We start from the raw sequence: 25,840 nt of genomic DNA on the forward strand, positions 1-25,840 counted from the left end.
GATGAAGATAGGGATAATGGGCGGAACCTTCGATCCCATTCATATCGGGCATATGCTCGCAGCCGAATCAGCTCGGGACGCTTACGCTCTGGAAGAGGTATGGTTTATGCCCAGCCACATTCCCCCGCACAAGGAAGATGCCGGCGTAACCGGCCTAATGAGGCTGGAGATGACCTCTGAGGCTGTGGCCGACCATCCGTCTTTTCGTACATTGGATTGGGAAGTGAAACGCGGCGGCGTATCCTATACGGTAGACACGGTCAGAGAGCTGAGGGACACGTATCCCGAGCATGATTTCTCGTTCATTATCGGGGCGGATATGGTAGCCTATCTTCCCAAGTGGAATCGGATCGGGGAGCTGGCGGAAATGCTCACTTTTATTGGGCTTAACCGTCCCGGAACCAAGCTGTCGGTGGATGATCTGCCCGATTTCCTGCAACAGGTGGTAGTGACAGCGGAGATGCCGCTGATCGAAATATCTTCCACCTTGATTCGGAGCAGAGCCGCATCAGGCTTGTCCATCCGTTATATGGTGCCGGACCGTGTATACGATTATATTGTTAGGAGCGGTATTTATGGAGTACAGCCGTGATGAACTCATTCAAGCGGTATCCTCACAGATGCCGGCCAAGCGCTGGGAGCATACAAAAGGCGTAATGGAAACCGCGGTCATCCTTGCCGGCCGGTTCGGGGCCGATCCGGTCAAGGCAGAATTAGCGGCCATCCTGCATGATGTGGCCAAATATTGGCCCGTGCAAAAGCTTCATCAAATGATGGTGGAGCATGCGCTATCCGAAGAGCTGCTCCGTTACGACAAGCAGCTTTGGCATGCGGAGGTAGGCGCGTTCGTAGCGGAGCACGAATATGGCGTAACGGATACCGACGTGCTTAACGCCATCCGTTACCATACGTCGGGTCGCGTCGGCATGACACTGCTTGATAAGGTGGTCTGCCTTGCGGATTATATGGAACCGGGACGGGATTTCCCCGGCGTGAATAATATTCGCGAACTGGCCAACCATAGCCTTGAAGATGCGCTTGCAGCCGGTTTTGATTCGACGATTGGACATCTGCTTTCGCGCAGACAAATCATTTTTCCGTTGACGGTACTAGCCCGAAACGATCTAATTAAGCAATTGGAGGCGAATTCATGACGTTGAAACCGAATGAATTGTTAAATGTGGCAGTGACTGCCGCTGAAGATAAAAAAGCGATGGATATCGTGGTCCTGGATCTTAGAGGAATCTCCCTGATCGCAGACTATTTTGTCATTTGCCACGGTAACTCGGATACTCAGGTGCAGGCGATCGCAACTGAAATCCGTAAACAGGCTCATGATGCGGGAGTAGCTTTGCGCGGACTGGAGGGAATGGATGCAGCCCGCTGGGTGCTGATGGACCTTGGAGACGTGATCGTTCATATCTTCCATCGCGATGAGCGGGAATATTACAACATCGAGCGATTGTGGTCCGATGCTAAAGTGGTGGAGAACGTATGAGTCTGATTGCCGGCACATTAACGAAACTGGTCGTTTCCAGAGAAGTGTCCCCTTACGGTTATTTCCTGGATGGCGGAGATCGGGATGTGCTTCTTCACTATTCGGAGCTCACGGGTAAAATCGAGCCGGGGGATACGGTAGAGGTCTTTATATTCTTCGATACGGAAGACCGCCTGGCCGCAACGATGAAGAAACCTTACCTTACGTTAGGTGAAACCGCTAAGCTTGAGGTGGCGGATGTTCATCCGCGCTTGGGATGTTTCCTCGAGATGGGGCTTGGCCGGCAGCTTCTGCTTCCGATCCGGGAATTGCCGGAGATGCGGGAGCTTCATCCGCAAGTGGGGGATTATGTATTTGTCATCATGGAGCATGATAAACAAGGACGGCTCCGCGCGAAACTCGCCGGAGAACAAGAGCTTGTTCCGCTTGCGTTTCATGCGCCTGAATCGTGGAAGGGCCAATGGTTCACTGCTCTGGTGTACAAACCGCTCCAGATGGGCACGTTTGTTATTATCGATGGCGGTGTGATCGGTTTCGGCGCCATTGGCATGATCCACTCCTCCGAACGGACGCGTATGCTGCGGCTTGGCGAAGAGGTGAAGGTTCGGGTAAGCCATATCCGGGAAGATGGCAGGGCTAACCTGTCGATGGTACCGCAAAAAGAGATTGGCCGGACGGATGATGCAGACCGGCTGCTCGCTTTTCTGAAGGAGCGACCGGGCCGTGGGATGCCATATTCGGATGAAACGCCCCCCGACATCATCAAGCAGCGGTTCGGCATTAGCAAATCCGCCTTCAAACGCGCGCTTGGCAAGCTGATGAAGGACGGTTTGGTTACCCAAAAGGACAGCTGGACGTATATGGTCAATAAAGAGGAGAACTCCGGTTCAAACGAATAACCCGGCAAGGTAGGGGAAGCTTCTAAGGAAAGTGGTGTCATCATGTTGTCTTACCGCAAGTTTGCTTACGTATATGACCAACTCATGGAAGACATGCCGTACCCGGACTGGATTCGCTTTGCGAGAACGGCCTGGGATAAGCACGGAATGCCAAAAAGCGTCGTTGAGCTCGGATGCGGGACAGGCAGCATCACCATTCCGCTCGTAAACTCCGGTTTCGAGGTAACAGGAATAGATCTGTCGGCAGATATGCTCTCGGTTGCCAGACGCAAGCTGGAGGGTACGCCCCAAGGGCATCGATTGTTCCGGGAAGGCAGCGTCCGCTGGGTACAACAGGACATGCGTTCTTGGGAGCTGCCCGAGCAGGTGGATTCCGTCATTTCATTTTGTGATTGTGTGAACTACCTGCTGGAGGAAAAGGATATCCGTTCCGCTTTTACAAGGACCTTCGACGGCCTCAAGGAAGGCGGCACGTTCCTGTTTGATGTACATCACCCGAACACGCTCCTACGATATGACGCAGATCAGCCATTTGTTCTGGACGAAAGGGAAGTGTCCTACATTTGGACATGCGACATGGATGAACGCCGGATGGAGATAGAGCATCATCTTTCCATCTTTGCACGGGATGATCAGGATCCCACGGTTTACCGCCGCTTTGAGGAAACGCATGTGCAGCGAGGGTATGACCCCGAATGGATGAAGGTCGAGCTGGTTAAGGCCGGATTCCGGGATGTGAAATGTTATGCCGATTTTGAGTGGGTGGAAGCGGGTCAGGATGCATCCCGGCTGTTCTACGTTGCGGTAAAATAAACGAATATCCTTAACGAGAAGCACTTTCTTTTGTCGGTAGCGACGAGAGAAAGTGCTTTTTTTATTGTCGAGCATGGCTTCATTATATTCAAAGACACTTCTTTTCTGCTTTATTTGACTGTGGTTAAGGTTCATTAGAAGGGATATGGGTTTGCTTCTGGGACTGTGCTACGATGAGGAATAGATAAGATGAACAGAAATGAGAGCGCTATCTCAAGGGAGGATTCCAGGCATCCGGTACGCGCTGTATGAACGTATTTGAGTTCAACGATGGTCAAATGATGCATACACTAATCTATTGGGACGAGAAAGGATGAATGAGCATGAAACTATCCGTTTTCACGGTCGCAACTCCCGACTTACAGCCTGAGGAGTTGGCAAAAGCCGCAGCGGATGCCGGTATTGAAGGAATCGAATGGCGCTTTAAGGAGATTCCGGAAGAAGCTGCAGGGGAGAAGCCCTCGTTCTGGCGGCATAACCGCTGCTCCATGGATCCGAACGGCACGCAGGAGGATTGGCTCAGGTTTCAGCAAGCGGCCGACAAGCATGGCAGGCGCAGTCTTGCGGTCGTGCCTTATTTGACATGCGGCGACGTGGAAGCAACGGAGAAGGTGATGCAAGCAGCCAAGCTGATTGGAGCTTCATTTATTCGCGCGGGTATCCCGGGATACGACCGGAAGCGAAATTATAATGAGCTGTACGACCAGGCGGTTCGTTACCTGCATGAGGTGCAGGATCTCGCTGCGGCTTACGGGGTCAAAGCCGTGGTGGAAACGCACCATCTTACGATCGCTCCGAGCGCCGGACTGACGCACCGGCTTGTATCCCACTTTAATCCGCAGCATATCGGCGTTCTGTATGATCCCGGCAACATGGTCCATGAAGGTTACGAGAACTACCGGATGGGCTTGGAGCTTCTTGGTCCCTACCTGGCTCATGTCCATGTGAAAAACGGGGGTTATCGCAAAACGCCTTCCAACGATGGTGCCTCTGCGGCATGGTCCGGGGAATGGGTTCCGCTTGACCAGGGGGCCGTGCCATGGAAGCAGGTCATACAGGATCTGCAGTCGGTTGGTTACGAAGGTTACTACGGAATCGAAGATTTTAGCGGAACGTTTGAGTCCAGGGAAATGCTTCTTCGTTTTGCCGAGCAGATGAAGTTGTGGTCAGAGCAGAAACAAAACGCGTAGGTCACTTTTGAAGGAGGCTATAGACATGGAACAGGTAAGAGTAGGGGTTATTGGACTGGGGATGGGGTTTTCGCATGCCAAATCGCTGGCGTCCGGGCGGATCAAGGGAGCGCGGCTAAGCGCTATATGCGACCTGAATCCGGCTAAACAGGAAGAAGCAAGGGCAACGCAGCCTCCGGATGTGAAGATATGGAGTGATACGGAAGCTATGATCTCCTCGGGGGAGATCGATGCAGTAATCATTGCGACGCCTCATTATGCTCATCCTCAAGTGGCGATCGAGTGCCTCAATCATGGACTCCATGTCCTGATCGAGAAGCCGGCAGGCGTTTACACGAAGCAAGTGCGAGAAATGAACCGCGCGGCAGAAGCCAGCGGCAAAGTGTTCTCGATTATGTACAACCAGCGCTGCAATCCGCTGTACAAGAAGCTGAAAGAGCTCATAGAAGAAGGTGAACTCGGGGAGATCCGGCGCATGAACTGGATCATAACGAATTGGTACCGGTCTCAGAGCTATTATGATTCAGGCGGATGGCGGGCTACCTGGGCGGGAGAAGGCGGTGGGGTGCTGATTAACCAGTCCCCGCATCAGCTGGACCTCTGGCAGTGGACGACCGGCATGATGCCGAAGAGAATTCGTGCATTTTGCGCTTTCGGCAAGTACCGGAACATCGAAGTTGAAGATGACGTGACGGCTTATGCGGAATACGAGAATGGGGCTACGGCCGTCTTCATTACGACGACGGGTGAAGCGCCCGGAACCAACCGATATGAAGTGACGGGCGACCGCGGAAAAATCGTCATCGAGGACGGCAAGCTTACCTTCTGGCGCCTCCGAGTGCCGGAGCCGGAATTCAATCGGCAGTATACCGGGGGGTTCGGCGAACCGGAATGCTGGAAATGCGAGGTGCCGATCTCGGGGGATAATCCACAGCATAGCGGCATTATCCAGAACTTTGCGGATGCTATTTTGCATGGAACACCATTGATAGCTCCCGGTGAAGAGGGAATCCACGGATTGACGCTGTCGAATGCCATGCATCTGTCCACCTGGACTGACAATTGGGTTGATCTCCCTCTTAACGAGGACCTGTATTACGAAATGCTGCAGGAAAGGATCGCACAATCTTCCGCTCAGAAAACGGTCAAGGAGATCGGGCCGGTGGATATGAGCAAGACGTTTGGATCCTACTAAATCACAATCAGGAGGCATGTGGTATGGACCGCAGTAATGGAATGCTCTATGCGCCGGTGGGCAAGGCCCAGCCGGTGTGCAAGCCCGGAGAGTTTATTTTTGCCGCTATGTCGCTGGAGCATGGACATATATACGGCATGTGTAACGGATTGATCGAAGCCGGGGCGACGCTGAAGTGGGTGTACGACCCAGATCCCGCGAAGGTTGCGGCTTTTTGCAAGGCTTATCCAAGTGTAACCGTCGCCTCGTCCGAATCGCAGGTGCTTCAGGATGCGGAAGTGCGTCTGGTTGCGGCTGCCGCCATTCCTTCGGAACGATGCGAGCTTGGTCTTAAGGTCATGTCGCACGGCAAGGATTATTTTACGGATAAGACGCCTTTCACGACGCTGGAGCAAGTGAACGCTGCTCGCGCGAAAGCCGAGGAGACAGGCAAGAAGTACATGGTCTATTACAGTGAACGGCTGCATGTGGAGAGTGCCGTCCATGCCGGGAAGCTGATCCAGGGCGGGGCGATCGGGCGAGTGGTGCAAGTGATGGGAACAGGGCCGCACCGTTTAAACGCATCCTCCCGTCCGGACTGGTTTTTCCGTCATCAACAGTATGGGGGCATTCTGTGTGACATCGGCTCCCACCAGGTTGAACAATTTTTGTTTTTTGCGGGCTGCCGTGATGCCAAGGTGCTCAGCAGCAAGGTAGGGAATTATGCGAATCCGGATTACCCGGAGCTGGAGGATTTCGGAGATGCGACGCTTATGGGAGACAACGGGGCCACGAATTATTTCCGAGTCGACTGGCTGACACCCGGGGGCCTTGGCACCTGGGGCGACGGAAGAACCTTTATTCTGGGGACGGAAGGATACATCGAGCTTCGCAAATACATCGATATCGCAAGGCATCCGCAGGGCGATCATCTGTACCTGGTTAATGGGGAGGGAGAGTTTCATATGGAGCTACAAGGCAAGGTGGGCTATCCATTCTTCGGTGAGCTTATCCTGGATTGTCTGGAACGCACGGAGCATGCCATGTCCCAGGAGCATGCCTTCAAAGCCGGAGAATTGTGCGTCATCGCCCAAAATGAGGCCGTGCGCATTCCATAAAATCATTTATAATAGAGAAAACCCCGTTATCTTGTGGGTTATATAACTCCAAAATCGCTAAAGGGGCGATTCTCTAGATGACCTCATCTGCCGATATGATGCCAGGCTTTGACCGCATGCAGCTGCAAGCGCCGTTCGATCTGACCTATTACAATGAACAGCCGCTGTCGGGAGGGCAGTTTCACTCGCATGCTTTTTATGAAATTTATTATTTCCATGAAGGACGCTGCACTTATTTGATCGGCGATTCCGTTTTCACCCTGAAACCGGGGGATCTGCTCCTGATGAACGGGCTTACGCTCCATTGTCCGAATGTTGAGCCCGATTCGAGATACGTCAGAAGCATTCTGCATTTCGATCCGGCCTGGATCTGCAAGGGGCTTTCGGAGACGGCCAAATCGATATTGCTGGATCCCTTCGAATCGCTGCGAAATCATCGCATGACACTGACAGGGGCCAACCGGGACGAATTCGAAGGCATGCTGGCCGATATACATCGCCTCTCGGCATCCACGGCCGGTTTTCGGCAGGAACGGATGACCTTGCGTATTCTGGAGATGATGTACATCATCGCGGACTGGTGCCAGGACGCTGTGCAGGATCAGGACTCCATCTCCGAGAAAGAGCGGCATGTCCAGCATGTCGTATCGTTCGTCGAGGAACATTATATGCAGGATCTGACGCTGGAGCGAATTGCCCGCGAAATGCATATCACGAAACACTATTTATCCTCCTTATTTAAGGAGGTTACCGGAACGACGGTGTTTAAATATTTGTATCACCGGCGGATTAATCAAGCTAAAATATTGCTCAGGCTCCACCCGCATCTCAGCATCACGGAGATCAGCCAGGCGGCAGGTTTCAAGCATTTGGCTCATTTCAGCCGGATGTTCAAAGCCATGGTCGGGACGACGCCGGAATATTATCGCAGAAGCGGCGAAGAGCTTTCGTTGACTTGACCGGACTTTTTGGGTATAATAGCCACATTAAAACGGTAATATGAACGCGATGATGAGGATCAATCGTTCCACTTTCGATCATGCAGAGAGCCGGTGTCTGGTGAAAACCGGTTGACGATAGGAATGAACTCGCCTCGGAGCAATGGTGTTAACCCGGCCGCTGTATTTCGGCAGATTTGGCCGCTGAAGCATCGTCGTCTCATCCGCGATAAGGATGCAAAGGGAGTGAAAGGCAAAGCATGCCTTTGGCTAACTAGGGTGGTACCACGGGAATCAAACCTCTCGTCCCTAGCGATCAGCGCTATGGATGATGAGGTTTTTTTGTTTTTTTGGGCAACGGCACAGGCCTTGCCTCTTGACTGTGAAGGAGGAGCAATGGAGTATGACGGACAATCAACCAACCGGCCACGGCTATCAGCCGCAGGCCATCGAACCGAAGTGGCAGCAATACTGGGATGAGAATAAAACCTTTAAAACGGAAGATTCATCATCCAAACCGAAATTTTATGCGCTGGATATGTTTCCGTATCCATCAGGAGCAGGCCTGCACGTAGGGCATCCGGAGGGGTACACGGCGACTGACATCGTGTCCCGTTACAAGCGGATGCGCGGATACAACGTGCTTCACCCGATGGGATGGGATGCCTTCGGTCTGCCAGCGGAGCAGTATGCAATGGACACAGGCAAGCATCCGCGCGAGTTTACCGTGCAGAATATCGATACGTTCCGCCGCCAGATCAAATCTCTGGGCTTCTCGTATGACTGGGACCGCGAGATCAGCACAACCGATCCGGAATATTATAAATGGACCCAGTGGATCTTTATCCAGCTTTATAAGCGCGGCCTTGCCTATGTGGCTGAAGTGCCGGTAAACTGGTGCGAAGCGCTCGGTACCGTGCTTGCGAACGAAGAGGTCATCGACGGCAAGAGCGAACGCGGGGGCCATCCGGTCGTACGTAAACCGATGCGCCAATGGATCCTGCGCATTACCGAATACGCGGATCGTCTGCTCGAAGATCTGGATGAACTGGACTGGAGCGAAAGCCTGAAGGATATGCAGCGCAACTGGATCGGCAAATCCACAGGCGCTGAGGTTCGGTTTGACATCGAAGGTTACGATGGTCATCTGGAGGTGTTCACCACCCGTCCGGATACGCTGTTCGGGGCAACCTACTGCGTTCTGGCGCCGGAGCATGACCTCGTGGATAAGATTACGTCAGCCGATCAGCGTGAAGCCGTCAAGGCTTATCAAGATCAAGCAGCACGTAAAAGCGACCTGGAGCGGACGGATCTGGCCAAGGATAAAACCGGTGTATTCACGGGTGCATACGCCATTAATCCGGTAAACGGCGCTAAAGTGCCGATCTGGATCGCGGATTATGTGCTTGCCGGCTATGGAACGGGTGCCATTATGGCGGTTCCGGGTCATGACAGCCGGGACTGGGAGTTTGCGAAGCAATTCGGTCTTCCGATTATTGAAGTCGTTCAGGGTGGAAATGTCGAAGAGGAAGCATATAGCGGCAGTGGCGCGCATGTGAATTCCGGCTTCCTGAACGGGTTGGACAATGAAGAGGCTATCCAGGCGATGAATGAATGGCTGGAGCAAGAGGGGAAGGGCAAGAAGAGGGTAACTTACCGTCTGCGCGACTGGCTGTTCAGCCGTCAACGCTACTGGGGTGAGCCGATTCCGATTCTGCATCTGGAAGACGGAACGATGAAGACCGTGCCTGAGGAGCAGCTCCCATTGCTGCTGCCGGATGTGGATCAGATTAAACCGTCCGGTACCGGCGAATCACCGCTGGCTAACGTTACGGAGTGGGTGGAAACGGTAGATCCCGAGACCGGCATGAAAGCCCGCCGCGAGACGAATACGATGCCGCAATGGGCCGGCAGCTGCTGGTATTACCTGCGTTATATCGATCCACGCAATAATGATGAATTGTGCTCCAAGGAGAAGCAGAAGGAATGGCTGCCGGTTGACCTCTATATCGGTGGTGTGGAGCATGCGGTGCTTCATTTGCTGTATGCACGCTTCTGGCACAAGGTATTGTATGACCTGGGCGTTGTCGATACGAAGGAGCCTTTCCAGAAGCTGGTCAATCAGGGTATGATCCTGGGCAACAATAATGAAAAAATGAGTAAATCCCGCGGCAATGTCATCAATCCGGATGATATTGTTAACGAATACGGAGCCGACACGCTGCGCGTGTACGAGATGTTCATGGGGCCGCTGGAAGCAACCAAGCCATGGAACACCAACGGGGTTGAAGGAACGCATCGTTTCCTCTCCCGCGTATGGCGCCTGTTCATCGGGGACGATGGTCAATTGAACCCTAGAATCGTGGAAGGCGAGGGTACGGACGATTTCAAACGTACACTGCATAAAACGATTAAGAAAGTGACCGAAGACTTTGAACATATGCGCTTTAACACAGCGATCAGCCAGCTGATGGTATTCATCAACGAGGGATACAAGACGGAAGAGCTTCCGCGCAAAGCGATGGAGAACTTCGTGCAGCTGCTTTCCCCGCTGGCCCCTCACCTGGCTGAAGAGCTGTGGAGCCGTTTAGGCTACACGGAGAGCGTAACCTACGTGCCATGGCCGGAGTATGACGAGGCTTGGACTGTAGAGGCCGAAGTGGAGATTGTCGTTCAAGTTAACGGCAAAATCGTAGAACGTGCCAAAATCTCGAAAGACATGGACCAAGAAGCCATGCAACAACATAGCCTCTCCCTTCCGAATGTCAAGCAGGCGCTGGAAGGAAAGAGTATTCGCAAAGTCATTGCCGTACCGGGCAAACTGGTCAATATCGTGGCCGGTTAATCGTAAAACCGAAGGCAGCATCCAGTTTTGCCAAATCCTCCTCATACTTGTCGTGTGTGGTTTGGATCAATTGGTAGAACAATCCGTTCAGGTTTGAATCCAGCAGTGCCAAAGCCTGAGCCGTGATGCCTCCGGGAACCGCAACCCGCTCTTGCAGCTGTTCGGGGGAGAAGCCCTCCTCCGTTAACAGCTTGCCGGTGCCAAGCAGCATTTCCCCGGCTAATGCATTAAGGGTTCTGCGGTCGATTCCGGTCATTTCAACGGCAGCGTCGATCCATTTTTCCATGAATAAACTTAAAAAAGCAGGTCCGCAGCTGGAGAAATCGGAAGTGATTCGCGTGTGCGATTCCAGTATCTCGAGCGGCCTGCTGATATAAGACAGGAGGCTTTCTACAAGCTGCCTGTCTTCTTCTTTTATTCGGGAACCGTACATGCATAACGATGCTCCGCCTCCGGTTAGGTTGGTGATGCTCGGTATGATTTTCGCCACCTTGCAGGGCAGCGATGATTCCAGATGGATCAGTTGAACCGGACTCGTGATGGATATCGCGATTTGCCTGGCTTCAAGCCGATCTTTGATTTCGCTGATGACAGATTTGAATTCAAGGGGCTTTATACATAGAAATAGCAGGTCGCTCTGAGAAGCCGTCTCCGTGTTGCAGCTGCATACCGTCAGACCGGGATGACGTTTTGCCAGCTGCATCGGCTTTTCAGGACTTCGGTTGCTGACCCGAATCTGCTCAGGCAGGAGTGCGCCCGATTGAATGAAGGCATCGATCAACAGACTACCCATGCTGCCCGTACCGATAAAACCGACCTTCATGTGTATGTTCCCTCCTTTCGCGCTTTACGGCAGAAATGTACCGTTCTTACGTTTAATGTATGCGGGGAAGATGCCGATTCATGACGGTTTTTCATGCGATTTCGGTGGGGAAACCGAAGAATATTTCTGGATTTGTACAAAATGAACTTTAATGTAAAGGAGAGGTCAACCGATGAAACGGATATCTTTAGGCTGGAGTCTTGCCGCAACGATTGCGGGCTGCGGGTTCATCTTGTTTGCCGGCGGTGCGGATCAGGGGATCGAGGGCTGGCAGCCGCTGAACGATCAGCTGGAGCAGGTGGTTGCGGCCGAAGAGAATAAGGGTGTGAAGACATCCGAGGCTGATTCCCTGCAGAAGAATGTGGAACTGTCTGAAGCCGGAACGGATTCGAAGCCTGCTGATAAGAGCACCCAGACAATGCATATCGAGCCTGCCAGTAATAGTCATGCGAAGGACACCATGCCAGACCAAGATCAAGGAGCGGCAGGGAGTGGTTTAGCAGATCATACGGCGCCGTCTTCGGTTTCTGGTCAGCCTTCTTCGCCCCCGGTACCGCCTCCTCAGGCTGAAGGTGTCAGTCAGCAGTTACAGCAGCAAGCTCCTGTTCGCAGTACAGCACAGTCACCACCAGCTCCGGATCCATCCGGATTGATTAATGTCAATACGGCGGATGCTGCAACGCTTATGGAGCTGCCTGGCATTGGCGAGGCGAAGGCAAAGGCCATTATCGATTATCGCAATCAGTTTGGTCCCTTTAAAAGTCAGGCCGACTTGATGAACGTAAAAGGCATCGGGCCCAAAATGCTGGAGAAGATGAAGCCTTACGTTGGACTTTAGCTATGTGCTACAATAAAGGCGATATTGATAAGGAACAGGTGACAGATGATGAGTGCAGATCAACGTAAAGATTGGGATACCTATTTCATGGATATTGCCTTTATGGTTTCTACCCGCTCCCAATGTCCGCGGCGTCATGTCGGCGCGGTGCTGGTGCAGGGGAAGAAGCTGCTCGGGACGGCTTATAACGGCGCGCCGATGGGGGTGCCTGACTGCTCGGAAGCGGGCTGTATGATCGCTGAGGATTATGAACTGGTCGTGCAGGACGGCAAGGAGAGCATGGTGAAGAAACAGCGCTGCATCCGGACGATTCATGCCGAGCAGAATCTGCTGTTATTCACGGACCGGATCGATCGGGAAGGCAGCACGGTGTACGTGACGGATGAGCCCTGCTGGACTTGTGCGAATATGCTTGCCAACAGCGGCATTGTCGAGGTTGTGTTCCACCGTCCTTATCCGAAGGATTCGGGCAAGGTGTCCCGCATGATGGAACAGAAGGGGATTATGTTCCGGCAGCTTGAAGCGTATGAGCCGCCGCGCGAAACCCTGATGACGGTAGCGGAATGATTCATGAATATAAGGTTATGCCAACAAAATGAATAGAAAGTCACAGAGGAAGGACCTTTGACTGCGATATGCAGGCAAGGGTCCTTTTTTATTTAATGATGAAGGGATTGGTTCAAATCATGAAGCGAAGGCCGTTACTTGTTTTTACCGTGTTGTGGGTAATCGGCAGCGGTGCTGCATGCCTGTATGATGGATGGAGGCTGGCCATGATTGCAGCCGGGCTGATTCTCATCCTGCTTGCTGTATGTCATTGGGCGGGGACAGGGCGCCTTTTTACGCTCTGCATGCTGTTCTCCTTGTGCATGTCGGGTGCTTACTGGGAATGGCATGACGCGGCAAATGTAAGTGATTTCGAGCCGGTCCTCTCAGGGGGGGCATCGACGGACACCGTTCCTGTTACTGCCTTTGGTGTAATCACAACCCCAATAGAAGTGGATGGTGACCGCGCAGATTTTAATGTTGCTCTGCATCAAGCTGATCTTACACTCACAAAGTCTCCAGCGCCCCAAAAACAAGCGAATTCGGATAACGGCACCTTGCTGAAGACGGATGATATCGTCAGGGTTCAAGTGAAACTAATGGACAAAACGGAGCTGGAGACGGTTCATCGATGGCAACGCGGGGACCGCATTGAGCTGACCGGAGAGCTGCAAAAACCTGGAGAAGCCCGCAATTTTGACGGATTTGATTATGCTCAATATTTGCGTACCCAGAAGATTCATTGGATGATTAAAGTGAAGGGCTCTGACCTAGCGAAGGTCACCCCGCCTGACAGCTGGAATGTAAGTCATATTCTAAGATGGACGGATGCCGCTCGCCATAAGCTTGGGAGCAAGCTGGATCAATTGTACGGCGGAATTCATGCAGGGTATATGAAGGGACTTGTGATTGGCAATCAGGATGATTTGGATCCCGATACGTTTATGGAGTTCTCGCGTTTGGGGTTGACTCACATTCTTGCGATATCGGGCATGCATGTGGCAGTGGTTGTGGGATGCCTCTTATTCGTATGCACTACCCTTCGAATGACGAGGGAAACCTCGCTGACTGTGGTCATGTGGCTGATTCCCGTTTATGTCCTGCTTACCGGGGCAAGTCCTTCTATTGTCCGTGCCGGCATTATGGGAATGATCGGTTTGTATGCCGCACGGCGGCGACTTTTGAAGGATGGGCTGCATATTCTTAGTGTTGCCGCGCTCGTCATGCTGCTGTGGAACCCGTATTTTCTCGTGAACGTCAGCTTTCAGCTGTCATTCATCGTAACCGCGGGCTTGATGATCTTCGTACCGAAGCTGATGCCGCTGCTCTCTTTCTTGCCCCGCTGGCTTGCGGGAACCGTCGGAATCACGGTCGTAGCGCAGCTGATCTCCTTTCCCCTAACCATTTATTATTTTAACCAGGTGTCGCTGATATCTGTTATCGCCAATTTGATCCTGGTTCCGGTGATTAGCCTGGTCGTTCTTCCGTTAGGAATGGTGTCCTTGCTGGTAGGGTGGGTATGGATGCGCGGAGCTGGCTGGTTGGCAGCTGTGACCGAATGGTTAAACCAAATGACGTTCCGAGTCGTTGAATGGATGAATGGTTCATCCGCTTTTATGACGTTGTGGCCGTCCCCGTCGTTAGCCTGGATCTTATGTTATTTTGTTGTGCTGTATACGTTGCTGTCCATTCTAAAGATGAGATCCGAAAATCGCGAAGGTGAGCGGATCGGATCGAACGATACCGTTCCACTGGAAGGACGCGCATCCTTGGATAGCAAAAGAGATTTGTCTGGGGCAACCGGCATGTTTCCGCTCGTGGATCAATGGGCCGGTGCGTTGCGATGGAGAGGTTTTTTTCGCGCCAGTGATTATATCGAGCGCTATGCAGCGAGAGCCGCTATCATCCTGCTGTCCGGAGCCTTGGTTTTTTTGCTGTACGGCGGCTATCAATCTCCATCGATGCACGGAGCGGGACTTGTGCAATTCCTGGATGTAGGACAAGGAGATTCGATCCTGGTAACAACACCTGAGGGCAAGCATATTCTCATTGACGGTGGTGGAACGGTGAATTTTCGTAAAGAAAAGGATGCTTGGAGGGAAAGGAAGGCCCCGTATGAGGTGGGAGCCAAGGTGGTGGTTCCGTTGTTGAAAAAACGGGGCGTGCACCAGCTTGAGGCTGTCATCATGTCCCATGGAGACCAGGATCATATAGGCGGTCTTCAAGCTGTTTTGCAGGAAATCCCGGTAAAATCAGTTGTGTTCAACGGTACCTTGACTGACTCCGCTTCCTTCCGGAAGCTGATGTTAACCGCCGTACAGCAGGGCATTCCCATATACGAGGCTGGAGTGGATCGGGAAGTATGGAAGCTTGACAGTCATACGGAAATCCAGTTTTTAGCGCCTATTTTCCCAGAAAGTGGAGAAATCATAAAACCATTACCGTTGATTAAGGAGCAGAATCATGCTTCACTAGTATTTGTCCTTCAAATGAACGGCAGCCGGATCTTGTTTACGGGTGACACAGACCAAGCTGCCGAACATAAAATATTGTTGTATCTGGAGGAACGTTCCTCACAAAATGATATCATTTCACGGCTTGCTGCTGCCGGTGACCGCATCGATGTCATGAAGGTTGCCCATCACGGCAGCAAAACCTCGACATCCGCGCTATGGCTGAATGCATGGGAGCCGAAAGCAGCGGTTATTTCCGCTGGCGTCAACAATATGTATGGCCACCCTCATCCGGATGTGGTAGGGCGGTTGGAACGTTCCGCAACTCTCATCTATCAGACCAATCTTCACGGTGAAATACAGATGAGGATCAAGGACGGACATATTGAGACGCGTACGAAGCTTCCATGAAAAAGCAGCCCGCTGTCCTTGGGATATAGATTCGTAGTATGATCTTATATATATGAAAATGCAGCGGTGACTATAATCTTTATATTTGGTATAGTTAGATGAAGTTTCCTAAAAAATAATAGGTTACATACTGCAACATTTTTTTAATTTTATCCGTCTGTATGTATGCAGGGAGAGGGGGATCCACTGTGGTGGAGCAGGGACTCATAAGAGCCGCTCAATCGGGCGATCGCGACGCTCTAATCACCCTATTGCGAGAAATTGAGCAACATGTTTACCGAACTGCTTATTACATTTTAAACAATGAACAGGATGCTATGGATGCAGCCCAGGAAGCACTTATACGTGTATATACGAAGATTAACTCCTACGAGGAGAAGGCTCAGTTCAAAACTTGGGTCCAACGGATTGTAACTAACATATGCATTGATAAATTCCGCAGGACAAAGCCGACGGTTTCCATCGATGAACATGATCTGGTATTTCGGGATAATCTCGATGTAGAACGGGAAGTGATGTCGGGATATCTGGCTCAGGACATTCAGGAAGCCATTAATCAACTGCCGGACCATCATCGTACGGTCATTGTCTTAAGGTATTTGCAGGATCTTTCCTACAACGAAATTGCTGATTGTCTGAACCTCCCGCTCAATACGGTGAAATCCTATTTGTTCAGGGCCAGGCAGCAGCTGCAGAATATGCTCCAAGAGCATCAGAAAGGTGGTGTATCAGGATGAATTGCCAAGAGGTGGTGGAACGTATGCACCGGTATCTGGACCGGGACCTCACTTCGGAGGAGACGGCCCAAATGTATCAGCATATTGCCGTGTGCCCCATGTGTGCGGAGACCTTTAGTATATTGAAGTCATTGAACAGAGAGCTTGAGGATCTTCCGGCCGTAACCCCGCCTGTCAGTCTGGTAGACGCTATCATGCCTAGACTGGATGCCATTGACCGTGATCGCCAGAACCTTGTCGAACCTCCGGCGCTGAAAAGCCAGGAGCCAGCCGAAATGATGCCGGAAATGCGGCGTCCGCGACGTGCGGGCAGCTGGTGGAGCACGATTGGCGGTAGAACTGCTATCGGGGCCGCCGCGGCTGTACTTATTCTTGGCGTAGCGATCTTTAATAATGAACCGAAGATGTTATCCGATGCGGAGCTTCCATACGAAGAGGCTAGCACGACCAGTGCCGGGGCGAATGACGAATCGGCTGACACGCAGAGTCAGGAAATGGCTCAGCCGTTTGCCGCCGAAGGCGGCACGGAGACGGGCGGCGAATCGAATGAGGGAGACGATTCATCCGTAAGTCTGCGGAGTTCGCCATCGGAATCGTCATCGGCAACCAATGCCGATCCTGCCCCGAATGATACGAAGGCAACGAAGGAGCCATCGGATGCGGCTAATGGCACCAAAAAAGACGTCACAGCACCGGATAATCCGGTTCAGCAGAAGGATGCTGGGGAACCTCAAGCGCCAGACCAACCTGCAACGAGCAACAATGAGGTGCCAAAAAACGATACCGGAAGTCCGCCTGACCCACAGGCCAATGAACCTGAGCAGAGTTCTGAGGCCATGGATGTGCAGACGTCACCTACGGAACCGGATACCACGTCTGAAATGCTGCCTCCAATTAGCGATCCTGCCGGTGATGCGGTCACGGGAAGCGCCGAATCATCCGACAGGTCATCCGGATCGTACCAAGGTCTGGCGATGGTGCCGGAACAGTGGTCGTCCCCGGACGGTCTCTACCGAGCCTCGCTGGAGGCCGATCATCTGATTATCTATCGTCTGCCATCGGGAAGCCAAACTTCGCCTGAGGCGGTTGAAACGGTTGAGACGATTCCGCTCGGCGGAAGCTGGGTATCCGGTCAATGGTCCGAGGACGGCTTAACGTTCAAGTATAAGGTGCAGACCGATAACGAATTGGTTGAATCCGTCTATTCCATTGAGAAGTCCCAGCCACCGGCATCTACGGGGCAGAAACAGCCTAAATCATAGAAATGTTCAGAGAAATATACAATCGGTGCACCAATGCCGGGAGATATGAATACACTATATATTAGAGAGAGCATGATACCAACTACCGTCGTATGACCGGCGGCGAGGTGTTTCTAGAGCATACTTGCCGGCGTTTATATAGATGTGTTGGGACGAAGGGACCTTGCCGCTGCCAAAAGCCGAGGTCTCTTTGTTTTCGTGTCGACGATTGCATTTTTTAAGCTTGTCGTCTCGCATTCAGGCACTCTTTTTTGGTATAGTGTACAGAGTAGAAAGGGGGGACGCCGATGGATGCCAAAGCGGCGGCCAAGGCGGTTAAGCAGGGAGAGGTGTCTGCCGTCTATTTGTTGTATGGCAGCGAGAAATTTCAAATGAAGGAATTCGCCGAATTTCTGGAAGCCCAGCTGATCCCGAAGGAAGACCGCGATTTTGCCCTCGTTCATATGGATTTAGGGGAAGTTCCGATTCAGACCGTTATTGAAGAAGCGGAGACGGTTCCTTTTATGGTTCAAAAAAAACTGATCATGGTCAGGGATACGGCTTTTTTTACCGCAGCAAAAGATAACGGGAAAGTGGATCATCGTCCAGAGGCTTTGCTGGACTATTTGACCAATCCTGCTGATTATAGTGTGATTGTCTTTATGGTTGGACAAGAAAAGCTGGATGAGCGGAAAAAGGTAGTCAAGGCAGTCAAGAAATCGGGGGTTGCTTTATCCTTCATGCCTTTGGGCGGGGAGGATTTGCTTCGCTGGGTGGACAAGCAGGTGAAGAAGGGCGACTGCACGCTGCAGGAAGGGGCGGCGGAGGCGATCGTGCGAAATGCGGGAACCAGCCTTCAGGCATTATCAGGTGAAATCGAAAAGCTGTGCTTATATGCTGGCGCTGGCGGAGTGATTGATGTCGCAACCGTGGATATGCTGGTGGCGCGAAGCACGGAACAGAATGTATTTGCGCTTGTAGAGGATATTGCGAATCTCCGATTGGACAAGGCGCTCGGAATCTATTACGAACTGCTGAAGCAGCGCGAGGAGCCGATCAAGATTGCGGCGCTGATTACCAGACAGTTCCGGATTATTCTGCAGGTGAAGACTCTATCGACCCAGAGCTACTCGCAGCAGCAAATTGCTTCCCAGATCGGATTGCATCCCTATGCGGTGAAAATTGCGGGCGAGCAAGCCCGCAAGTTTGAGACGGCGCGCCTTGAGGGCATACTGAACCATCTGGCGAATCTGGATTACCAGATGAAGACCGGGGCCGTAGATAAGGTGCTTGGCATTGAATTGTTTTTGCTGCGGCTTGGGGCGTAAAGACCATCCGCAACAAGTTAAGAGCGTAAGGCTGCAGGAGCAGTCATACGCTCTTTTTCTTTAGAAATCCGAAAGCATGGACAACAGAAGCTCGCCTTCCTGATTCCGCAAGAAAAATGTCCGCTATAAAGCGGTCTGTCTACCGATAAGAGCACGTCGAAATGTACCACAAAAAGCCCTGAGCAGCGTGAACTGTTCAGGGCTTTTTCCATGTCGTATTCAACAAACGTTACTTACGCTTGGGACGTAAGAGCGTTCAGTCTTTTCGCCAGACGGGACTTTTTGCGGGCAGCTGCGTTCTTATGGATCAGGCCCTTCGTAACGGCTTTATCAAGCTTCTTGGAAGCAGCTTGGAAAGCAACTTTAGCAGCTTCGATTTCTGTACCGTTCAACGCTACGTCAGCAGTTTTAACAGCTGTGCGAAGCGCGGATTTTTGAGAAATGTTAAGCGCGTGGCGTTTGTCACTTGTCTTTACACGTTTAATCGCGGATTTGATGTTTGGCATTACATTCACCTCCTGTAAGGCATTTCAATAGAGCGAAATGATTCACAACTTAAAATATTTTAGCATGGGGGTGGACAAAAAGCAATACTCATTCGGACTTCTGCATAATCTCTCCCGTACTCTCGCACACTACTAGCAATATAAGGAGGAGTGTGAATTTAGATGGATCTGGATCTGCAAAAATATTCGGTCCGAACGGACCTGGCGGTGGAATCAAGAGAACTGGCGGGAGGGAAAGGCAGCGCGCCCATTCCTGGCGTGATGGAGGATGTGGTGCAGGAGGACGGAATCAAGATTACAAGGCTGGACGTGGAGAATGAAGCAGCCTCTACGCAAATCGGCAGAGTGAAAGGCCATTACGTCACGTTGGAGGTGCCCGATCTTCGCAAGGGGGATACGGAGCTTCAAGATCAGGTGTCCGTTGTCTTCGCCCGTGAGTTCGAGGCATTCATGTCCCGGATCGGGATCGGACCCAAGGCAAGCGTGCTCATTGTCGGGCTTGGCAACTGGAATGTGACGCCGGATTCGCTGGGACCGCTTGTGGTGGAGAACGTGATGGTAACCCGTCAGTATTTCGAGCTCATGCCGGATCGGGTGGCGCCAGGTTATCGTCAGGTTAGTGCCGTAGCGCCCGGCGTGCTCGGTCTGACAGGGATTGAATCAAGCGAAACGGTTCAAGGGATCGTGGAACAAATCCGTCCTGACCTGATCATCGCCATTGATGCACTGGCTTCGCGTTCGCTGGAACGTGTGAATACGACCATCCAGATTGCGGATATCGGAATTCACCCGGGCTCTGGTGTCGGCAATAAACGCAAGGGATTGACGCAGGAGATTCTTGGAGTTCCATGCATTGCCATCGGCGTTCCAACCGTCTGCTATGCTTCCACCATCGTTAATAATGCGATTGAGCTCATGAAGTCCCATTTTGGCGAAGGCGCGCCGGAGACGGGCAAGATTATGGGCATGCTCCATGATATACCCGAAGGTGAGCGTCTTGCGCTGGTGAAGGAGGTACTGGAGCCGCTGGGTCATGACCTTATCGTAACGCCCAAGGAGATTGACGAATTTATAGAGGACATCGCCAATATCGTGGCAACCGGTCTGAACGCAGCGCTGCATGAGGCTGTGGATCCCGGCAATGTAGGTGCGTACACGCACTAACCCGGTATAAAAGCTCCGAATCTATCGGAGCTTTTATATTTTTCATGGATCTAGTTCTATCGATTCTCCCCGGTTCATAGATTTGAAATATAAGAGATTACAGAGTCGCGGGAACGGCGGAATGATGGCCGGATAGGTCCCGGCGAACCGAGGAGGACATCGTTATGAACAATCGCAAGTTTCGCATCTGGAATATTGCCAGGCTGAAACGGAAGGTCATGGAAGGTCTGAGCATGGGTCGAACGCTCATTATACTGATGCTAGGCTCTCTTATATTTTTTATTTTATTAGGGCTTGGAGGGATGGCGGAACAGCGGATGAATTCCTCGCCCGTGTCGTCCATGAAAGGGTTGGCCGCTTCGTTATCCAGCCATTTTTTCATCGATATGATCGGCATGGAGATGCCGCATATGACGGCTTCCAAAGAGACCTCAAGCTTCTCCGGCGAGAAAATGTCGACCTTCGTCTTTGAACTGCTTACGAGCGTGAACCCGAGGGACCCGAAAAGCCTGCTTGCGGGCGAATTGCCCGGCATGAAGGCAAATCAACCGGTGCAGCTGTCACATGGCTCCGGTAACGAGGATGGGGAAGCACCGGCGGATTACCGGCCGGATCCCGCAGAGGGGCAGGCGGAAGGCGACCCTGCTGATGCCGGGGAAGAGCCGTCGCAAGGCGGCCGGGGTATCGGCAATGAAGATAATGGCGAGGATGTCCCGGATGAGGGCACGGAGGACGAGCCTGGCAGTAAGAATAACCCTGGAAGCACCTCCAAGGATGGAAAGTCTACGAATGGAAAGAAAGCCGTACTCATCTATCATTCGCACCCACAGGAAGCATATAACCCGCTGCTCACGCATCCATCCGATAATCCGGGGGCTGTATCCCCAAGCAAGAACGTTATGCTGGTGGGCAGCTTTTTAAGTAAAAGACTTGAGGCCAACGGAATTGGCACCCTGCATGATAAAAGTGACTATCAATCTACCATTGAAGGATACAATTACAACTTTTCTTATAAATACTCGCGCCAGATGGTCATGGAGGCCATGTCCCAGAACGACGGCATTAATTACCTGATCGATATCCATCGGGATTCGCAGCGGTATAACAAAACGACGGCAACCGTAAACGGCGTTAACTACGCCAAGGTTTACTTCATCATCGGTCATGCGAACGAGAACTGGAGACAGAACGAGGCGTTTGCAAGCAAAATCAATGCCAAGCTGGAAAAATCCTATCCCGGGGTGTCTCGAGGCGTGTGGGGCAAATCAGCGGATCAAGGGAACGGGGAATATAATCAATCCCTGTCGCCAAACAGTATTCTGATCGAAATCGGCGGCATCGATAATACGAAGGAAGAATTGCAGCGGACGGCTGAAGCGTTGGCGGACATCATTGCAGATGTGTACTGGCAGGAGCAAGAGGCGGAGAAAGCCAGCGTGAAAAAAGACAACGATCAAACGAAGAAGCAGTCCGTTTCCGCGGGAACCAAGGGCGGAAGCAAAAAAGGAACAGAGGATCAAGCAGCCAAAGCGGGCTAACAGCTCGGCGGCAAGTGCGCTAAGTGTGAACGGGTAAATCGGGGAGGGACTCAGTGATGTCAAGAATGGGAAAACGGTTGGTGGCTCTTATCATATGGACAGGCATCGGCATATTGGTCGGCATGCAGCTTGGCGGGGCAGAAGCGCCAGTACCGGCAGACGGTACCGGAGTCGTGCAAACCGTGCAGCAAAACCATGCTCAGGATCCGCAAGCCGGGGCTGCTCAAGGGAACGGATGGGGAGGAACGCGCAAGAACCCTCCCGTATCAGAGTCCTCTGTTCTAGAAGAAGATGCTCGCAAGACCCTGCCCGAATACGAACCGACGCCTAGCGACATCCTGCTTCCCGAGCGTTCGCAGCCTCCTGCCGATGTGCTGGCCGATAAGACGGCAGGACTGCTCCAGCAGCTGTCTGACAAAAGCATTCGCTGGGTCGTATCGATGTTCGGATCGATCACGGAATAAATTCACCTTTATTCTCAGCATTGCTGTGCATCCCCTCAACTGGTATAATAAGTTGATTCAAACATCTGGTGGTTGTTGGGGGTTAGGCATGACAGACGTACAAGCAAGACAACAAAAAATTCGTAATTTCTGTATCATTGCACATATAGACCATGGGAAATCGACGCTTGCTGACCGTATATTGGAATTTACGGGCGCATTAACTTCGCGTGAAATGCAAGAGCAGGTACTGGATCAGATGGATCTGGAGAGAGAACGCGGGATTACCATCAAGCTGCAGGCGGTTCGCCTGAATTACAAATCCGACGACGGCGAGGAGTATATATTGAACCTGATTGATACTCCAGGGCACGTCGACTTTACGTATGAGGTATCCCGAAGCCTGGCCGCTTGTGAAGGCGCGCTCCTCGTAGTTGATGCTGCACAGGGAATTGAAGCGCAGACATTGGCCAACGTATATCTGGCACTGGATAACAATCTTGAAATTCTCCCTGTCATTAACAAGATAGACTTGCCAAGCGCCGATCCTGAGCGGGTGAAGCAGGAAGTTGAGGATGTCATCGGCCTGGATGCCAGCGATGCCGTATTAGCTTCTGCCAAGGCAGGCATCGGAATCAAGGAAATTTTGGAGCAGGTGGTTCAGAAAGTACCTGCGCCGACCGGCGATTCGGAAGAACCGCTGAAAGCGCTGATTTTCGACTCCCATTATGATCCTTACAAAGGCGTTATCGTCTATGTGCGCGTTATTGACGGAAGTATCAAAGCCGGCTCCAAGATCAAAATGATGGCTACCGGCAAAACCTTCGAGGTCATTGAGGTGGGGGCGTTTAAGCCGCGCATGTCCATCGTGGACGAGCTTAACGTCGGCGATGTCGGTTTCATCGTGGCTGGTATCAAGAGCGTTGGCGATACGCAGGTCGGTGATACGGTAACGGATGCCAAGCGTCCGACGGTCCAGCCGCTTCCGGGTTACCGCAAAATCAACCCGATGGTCTTCTGCGGACTGTATCCAATCGAAACGTCGGACTACAACGATCTGCGCGAGGCGCTCGAGAAGCTGCAGCTTAATGATGCATCACTCAGCTTTGAGCCGGAGACATCCAGCGCGCTTGGATTCGGTTTCCGTTGCGGATTCCTGGGCTTGCTCCACATGGATGTTATCCAGGAGCGGATTGAACGAGAGTTTAACATACCGCTGATTACGACTGCGCCGAGCGTTATTTACCGCATTACGCTGACGAACGGAGAGCAGATCCAGATCGATAACCCGTCTCATTACCCTGAGGTGGGCAAGGTCGATTATGTCGAAGAGCCTTATGTTAAAGCAGGCATTATCGTTCCGAACGATTATGTCGGAGCGATTATGGAACTCTGCCAGAATAAACGCGGCGAATTCGTAAACATGGAATATCTGGACACAACCCGCGTTACCATTACCTATGAAATTCCGCTGTCGGAAATCGTGTATGATTTCTTCGACCAGTTGAAATCGAGCACCAAAGGATATGCTTCATTCGATTACGAGCTGTCCGGGTACCGTCGATCCAACCTGGTTAAAATGGACATTTTGCTTAATGCCGAGCAAGTGGATGCCTTGTCCTTTATCGTGCACAAGGACCGTGCTTATCACCGCGGACGGGCGATTTGCGAGAAGCTGCGCGAGCTGATCCCTCGTCAAATGTTCGAAGTGCCGATTCAAGCTTCTGTCGGTACCAAGGTTGTTGCCCGTGAAACGGTTAAAGCGATGCGCAAAAACGTTCTTGCCAAGTGTTACGGCGGTGACATCTCCCGTAAACGGAAACTCCTTGAGAAGCAGAAGGAAGGTAAGAAACGGATGAAGCAAGTCGGCAGCGTTGAAGTGCCGCAGGAAGCCTTTATGGCAGTGCTGAAAATCGACGACAAGTAATTTTGGATAGGAACGTCGGGCCCAAGCGTTAACGGACCGGGCTGTCCTACGTATATAGTCTTATGAAGGAAATGATGGGAAAGCCGATTCTCGGCTTTCCTTTCTTTCATTCCAAGAGGCATAGCGTTATAGTAGAGAAGGAACTTTTGAGAAGTTACTTAAAGTAAGTCATGCCAGAGGTGTGCTTGAGGGGGCAAGAAAAGAATGACGGCAAACAATCAACGGACGGAAGCGGTGTACATCCACATTCCGTTTTGTACCAATAAATGTTTTTATTGCGACTTCAATTCCTACGTGTTGAAGGATCAGCCGGTAATGGATTATCTGCGCGCGCTGGATAAGGAAATGGAGCTGACCGTTCAGGCCAACCCGCCGGGACGAATCAAAAGCATATTTGTAGGCGGCGGGACTCCAACGGTGCTGAAGCCGAATGAAATGGAATACTTCTTGCAGAGCGTGAAGCGCCATTTTCCGGAATGGTCCGATGACATCGAGTTTTCGATGGAAGCCAATCCCGGTACCACGGATTTGGAGAAGCTGTCCGTCATGCGCGAAGGCGGCGTGAACCGGATCAGCTTCGGCGTGCAGGCCTTCCAGAACAGCTTGCTGACCGGCATCGGCCGGATTCATGATACGGATGATGTATATCGAAGTCTCGAGAACGCCAGAAGAGCAGGTTTTGATAACATGTCCATCGATTTGATGTTCGGGCTTCCGAACCAAACCTTGGACATGCTTGCGGAAAGCGTGGATAAGGCGCTGGAGCTTGGACTCCCGCATTATTCAATCTACAGCCTGAAGGTTGAAGAAAATACGCTGTTCCATACGATGTACCAGCGAAACCAGCTGCCGCTTCCGGACGAGGAGGACGAGCTGAATATGTATCTTCTATTAATGGAGCGGATGCAGGCTGCCGGATATAAACAATATGAGATCAGTAATTTTGCCAAACCCGGGTTTGAGAGCCGGCATAATATGACGTATTGGCGCAATGAGGATTATTATGGCTTGGGCGCCGGAGCGCACGGATATATCGGTCGTCAGCGTCATGTGAACATTAAAGGCGTCAACCCATATAATGAAGCAGCGAATCAAGGACTTCCGCGATTGGAGAGCTTTGAGGTATCAAGAGAAGAAGCGATGGAGGATTTCCTCATGGTCGGGCTCCGAGTCCTGGATGGCGTTTCGCGCAGCCGGTTCCGGCAGCAATTCGGGATTTCCATGGAAGAGGTATTTGCCGGCCCGCTGAATAAAATGGTAGGTGCGGGACTTCTCGATTCCACGGATGACGGATATAAACTGAGCAGTAAAGGCATTCTGTTTGGCAACGATGTGTTTGCCGAATTTATAGGCAGCTTGTCAACAAATTAATCTATTGAACTTATATGCGCTCTGTTGTATATTTATTCA

General features: G+C 51.9%; 23 protein-coding genes and 1 other annotated feature. Of the genes, 21 read left to right on the forward strand and 2 right to left on the reverse strand.

Going from position 1 to position 25,840, the window contains the following annotated elements; translation table 11 throughout:
• Window position 1 precedes the first annotated feature (1 nt).
• From DP091_RS10695 to leuS, 10 genes are all read left to right on the forward strand, one after another.
• Window positions 2-592: a nicotinate-nucleotide adenylyltransferase gene (locus DP091_RS10695; protein ID WP_113058309.1), complete on the forward strand. Its 591-nt coding sequence runs from the start codon at window positions 2-4 to the stop codon at window positions 590-592.
• Window positions 576-1,154, forward strand: coding sequence for a bis(5'-nucleosyl)-tetraphosphatase (symmetrical) YqeK (yqeK, locus tag DP091_RS10700; RefSeq protein ID WP_113058310.1), 579 nt, complete (start codon window positions 576-578; stop codon window positions 1,152-1,154). Before DP091_RS10695 ends, yqeK begins: the two co-directional genes overlap by 17 nt.
• A complete protein-coding gene (gene rsfS, locus DP091_RS10705; protein WP_071222884.1) occupies window positions 1,151-1,498 on the forward strand; it encodes a ribosome silencing factor in 348 nt (115 codons plus the stop codon). The genes yqeK and rsfS overlap by 4 nt, the downstream gene beginning before the upstream one ends.
• Complete coding sequence (locus DP091_RS10710) at window positions 1,495-2,397, forward strand: CvfB family protein (protein WP_113058311.1); 903 nt, start codon at window positions 1,495-1,497, stop codon at window positions 2,395-2,397. The genes rsfS and DP091_RS10710 overlap by 4 nt, the downstream gene beginning before the upstream one ends.
• Before the next feature lie 42 nt (window positions 2,398-2,439).
• Complete coding sequence (locus DP091_RS10715) at window positions 2,440-3,210, forward strand: class I SAM-dependent DNA methyltransferase (RefSeq protein WP_113058312.1); 771 nt, start codon at window positions 2,440-2,442, stop codon at window positions 3,208-3,210.
• Window positions 3,211-3,533: 323 nt separating this feature from the next.
• On the forward strand, window positions 3,534-4,400 hold the full coding sequence (locus DP091_RS10720; protein WP_113058313.1) for a sugar phosphate isomerase/epimerase family protein: 867 nt from the start codon (window positions 3,534-3,536) through the stop codon (window positions 4,398-4,400).
• Between the two features lie 25 nt (window positions 4,401-4,425).
• Entirely contained in the window at window positions 4,426-5,595 is a 1,170-nt protein-coding gene (locus tag DP091_RS10725) for a Gfo/Idh/MocA family protein (RefSeq protein ID WP_113058314.1), read from the forward strand.
• A gap of 23 nt (window positions 5,596-5,618) precedes the next feature.
• Window positions 5,619-6,692 (forward strand): Gfo/Idh/MocA family protein, encoded by a 1,074-nt coding sequence (locus DP091_RS10730; protein WP_113058315.1) that lies wholly within the window; start codon window positions 5,619-5,621, stop codon window positions 6,690-6,692.
• Between the two features lie 77 nt (window positions 6,693-6,769).
• Window positions 6,770-7,651 carry an AraC family transcriptional regulator gene (locus DP091_RS10735; RefSeq protein ID WP_113058316.1) on the forward strand — a complete coding sequence of 294 codons (882 nt, stop codon included), beginning with the start codon at window positions 6,770-6,772 and terminating at the stop codon, window positions 7,649-7,651.
• Window positions 7,652-7,691: 40 nt separating this feature from the next.
• Window positions 7,692-7,944, forward strand: a binding site (T-box leader).
• Window positions 7,945-8,033: 89 nt separating this feature from the next.
• Window positions 8,034-10,475 carry a leucine--tRNA ligase gene (leuS, locus tag DP091_RS10740; RefSeq protein ID WP_113058317.1) on the forward strand — a complete coding sequence of 814 codons (2,442 nt, stop codon included), beginning with the start codon at window positions 8,034-8,036 and terminating at the stop codon, window positions 10,473-10,475.
• Here leuS and comER read toward each other — a convergent pair.
• Complete coding sequence (gene comER / locus DP091_RS10745) at window positions 10,456-11,298, reverse strand: late competence protein ComER (RefSeq protein WP_113058318.1); 843 nt, start codon at window positions 11,296-11,298, stop codon at window positions 10,456-10,458. The two genes, leuS and comER, sit on opposite strands and share 20 nt — an antisense overlap.
• A gap of 172 nt (window positions 11,299-11,470) precedes the next feature.
• Here comER and DP091_RS10750 point away from each other — a divergent pair, with 172 nt between their 5' ends.
• From DP091_RS10750 to holA, 6 genes are all read left to right on the forward strand, one after another.
• Entirely contained in the window at window positions 11,471-12,136 is a 666-nt protein-coding gene (locus DP091_RS10750; RefSeq protein ID WP_113058319.1) for a ComEA family DNA-binding protein, read from the forward strand.
• 48 nt (window positions 12,137-12,184) lie between these two features.
• Window positions 12,185-12,703: a deoxycytidylate deaminase gene (locus DP091_RS10755; RefSeq protein WP_113058344.1), complete on the forward strand. Its 519-nt coding sequence runs from the start codon at window positions 12,185-12,187 to the stop codon at window positions 12,701-12,703.
• Between the two features lie 119 nt (window positions 12,704-12,822).
• Window positions 12,823-15,546 (forward strand): ComEC/Rec2 family competence protein, encoded by a 2,724-nt coding sequence (locus DP091_RS10760; protein ID WP_113058345.1) that lies wholly within the window; start codon window positions 12,823-12,825, stop codon window positions 15,544-15,546.
• Window positions 15,547-15,734: 188 nt separating this feature from the next.
• Complete coding sequence (locus DP091_RS10765) at window positions 15,735-16,283, forward strand: RNA polymerase sigma factor (RefSeq protein WP_036644490.1); 549 nt, start codon at window positions 15,735-15,737, stop codon at window positions 16,281-16,283.
• Window positions 16,280-17,545: a zf-HC2 domain-containing protein gene (locus DP091_RS10770; protein ID WP_113058320.1), complete on the forward strand. Its 1,266-nt coding sequence runs from the start codon at window positions 16,280-16,282 to the stop codon at window positions 17,543-17,545. The genes DP091_RS10765 and DP091_RS10770 overlap by 4 nt, the downstream gene beginning before the upstream one ends.
• A 287-nt stretch (window positions 17,546-17,832) precedes the next feature.
• Complete coding sequence (gene holA, locus DP091_RS10775) at window positions 17,833-18,852, forward strand: DNA polymerase III subunit delta (RefSeq protein WP_113058321.1); 1,020 nt, start codon at window positions 17,833-17,835, stop codon at window positions 18,850-18,852.
• 233 nt (window positions 18,853-19,085) lie between these two features.
• Here holA and rpsT read toward each other — a convergent pair whose 3' ends face one another.
• Window positions 19,086-19,358, reverse strand: coding sequence for a 30S ribosomal protein S20 (gene rpsT, locus DP091_RS10780; RefSeq protein ID WP_053489175.1), 273 nt, complete (start codon window positions 19,356-19,358; stop codon window positions 19,086-19,088).
• Window positions 19,359-19,520: 162 nt separating this feature from the next.
• On the opposite strand from rpsT, the gene gpr reads away from it, so the two are divergent.
• The 5 genes from gpr (at window position 19,521) to hemW (ending at window position 25,801) form a co-directional block, all read left to right on the forward strand.
• Entirely contained in the window at window positions 19,521-20,522 is a 1,002-nt protein-coding gene (gene gpr / locus DP091_RS10785) for a GPR endopeptidase (protein ID WP_113058322.1), read from the forward strand.
• Between the two features lie 164 nt (window positions 20,523-20,686).
• The gene (locus tag DP091_RS10790; RefSeq protein ID WP_113058323.1) at window positions 20,687-22,060 is read left to right on the forward strand and encodes a stage II sporulation protein P; all 1,374 of its coding nucleotides are present in this window, start codon (window positions 20,687-20,689) and stop codon (window positions 22,058-22,060) included.
• Window positions 22,061-22,116: 56 nt separating this feature from the next.
• A complete protein-coding gene (locus DP091_RS10795; protein WP_373456914.1) occupies window positions 22,117-22,524 on the forward strand; it encodes a hypothetical protein in 408 nt (135 codons plus the stop codon).
• Between the two features lie 88 nt (window positions 22,525-22,612).
• Window positions 22,613-24,430, forward strand: coding sequence for a translation elongation factor 4 (gene lepA / locus DP091_RS10800; RefSeq protein ID WP_113058325.1), 1,818 nt, complete (start codon window positions 22,613-22,615; stop codon window positions 24,428-24,430).
• 204 nt (window positions 24,431-24,634) lie between these two features.
• The gene (hemW, locus tag DP091_RS10805) at window positions 24,635-25,801 is read left to right on the forward strand and encodes a radical SAM family heme chaperone HemW (protein WP_113058326.1); all 1,167 of its coding nucleotides are present in this window, start codon (window positions 24,635-24,637) and stop codon (window positions 25,799-25,801) included.
• The last annotated feature ends 39 nt before the right edge of the window (window positions 25,802-25,840 follow it).

The sequence above is a fragment of the Paenibacillus sp. MDMC362 genome, from assembly GCF_003269305.1.
GTDB lineage: Bacteria > Bacillota > Bacilli > Paenibacillales > Paenibacillaceae > Paenibacillus_AQ.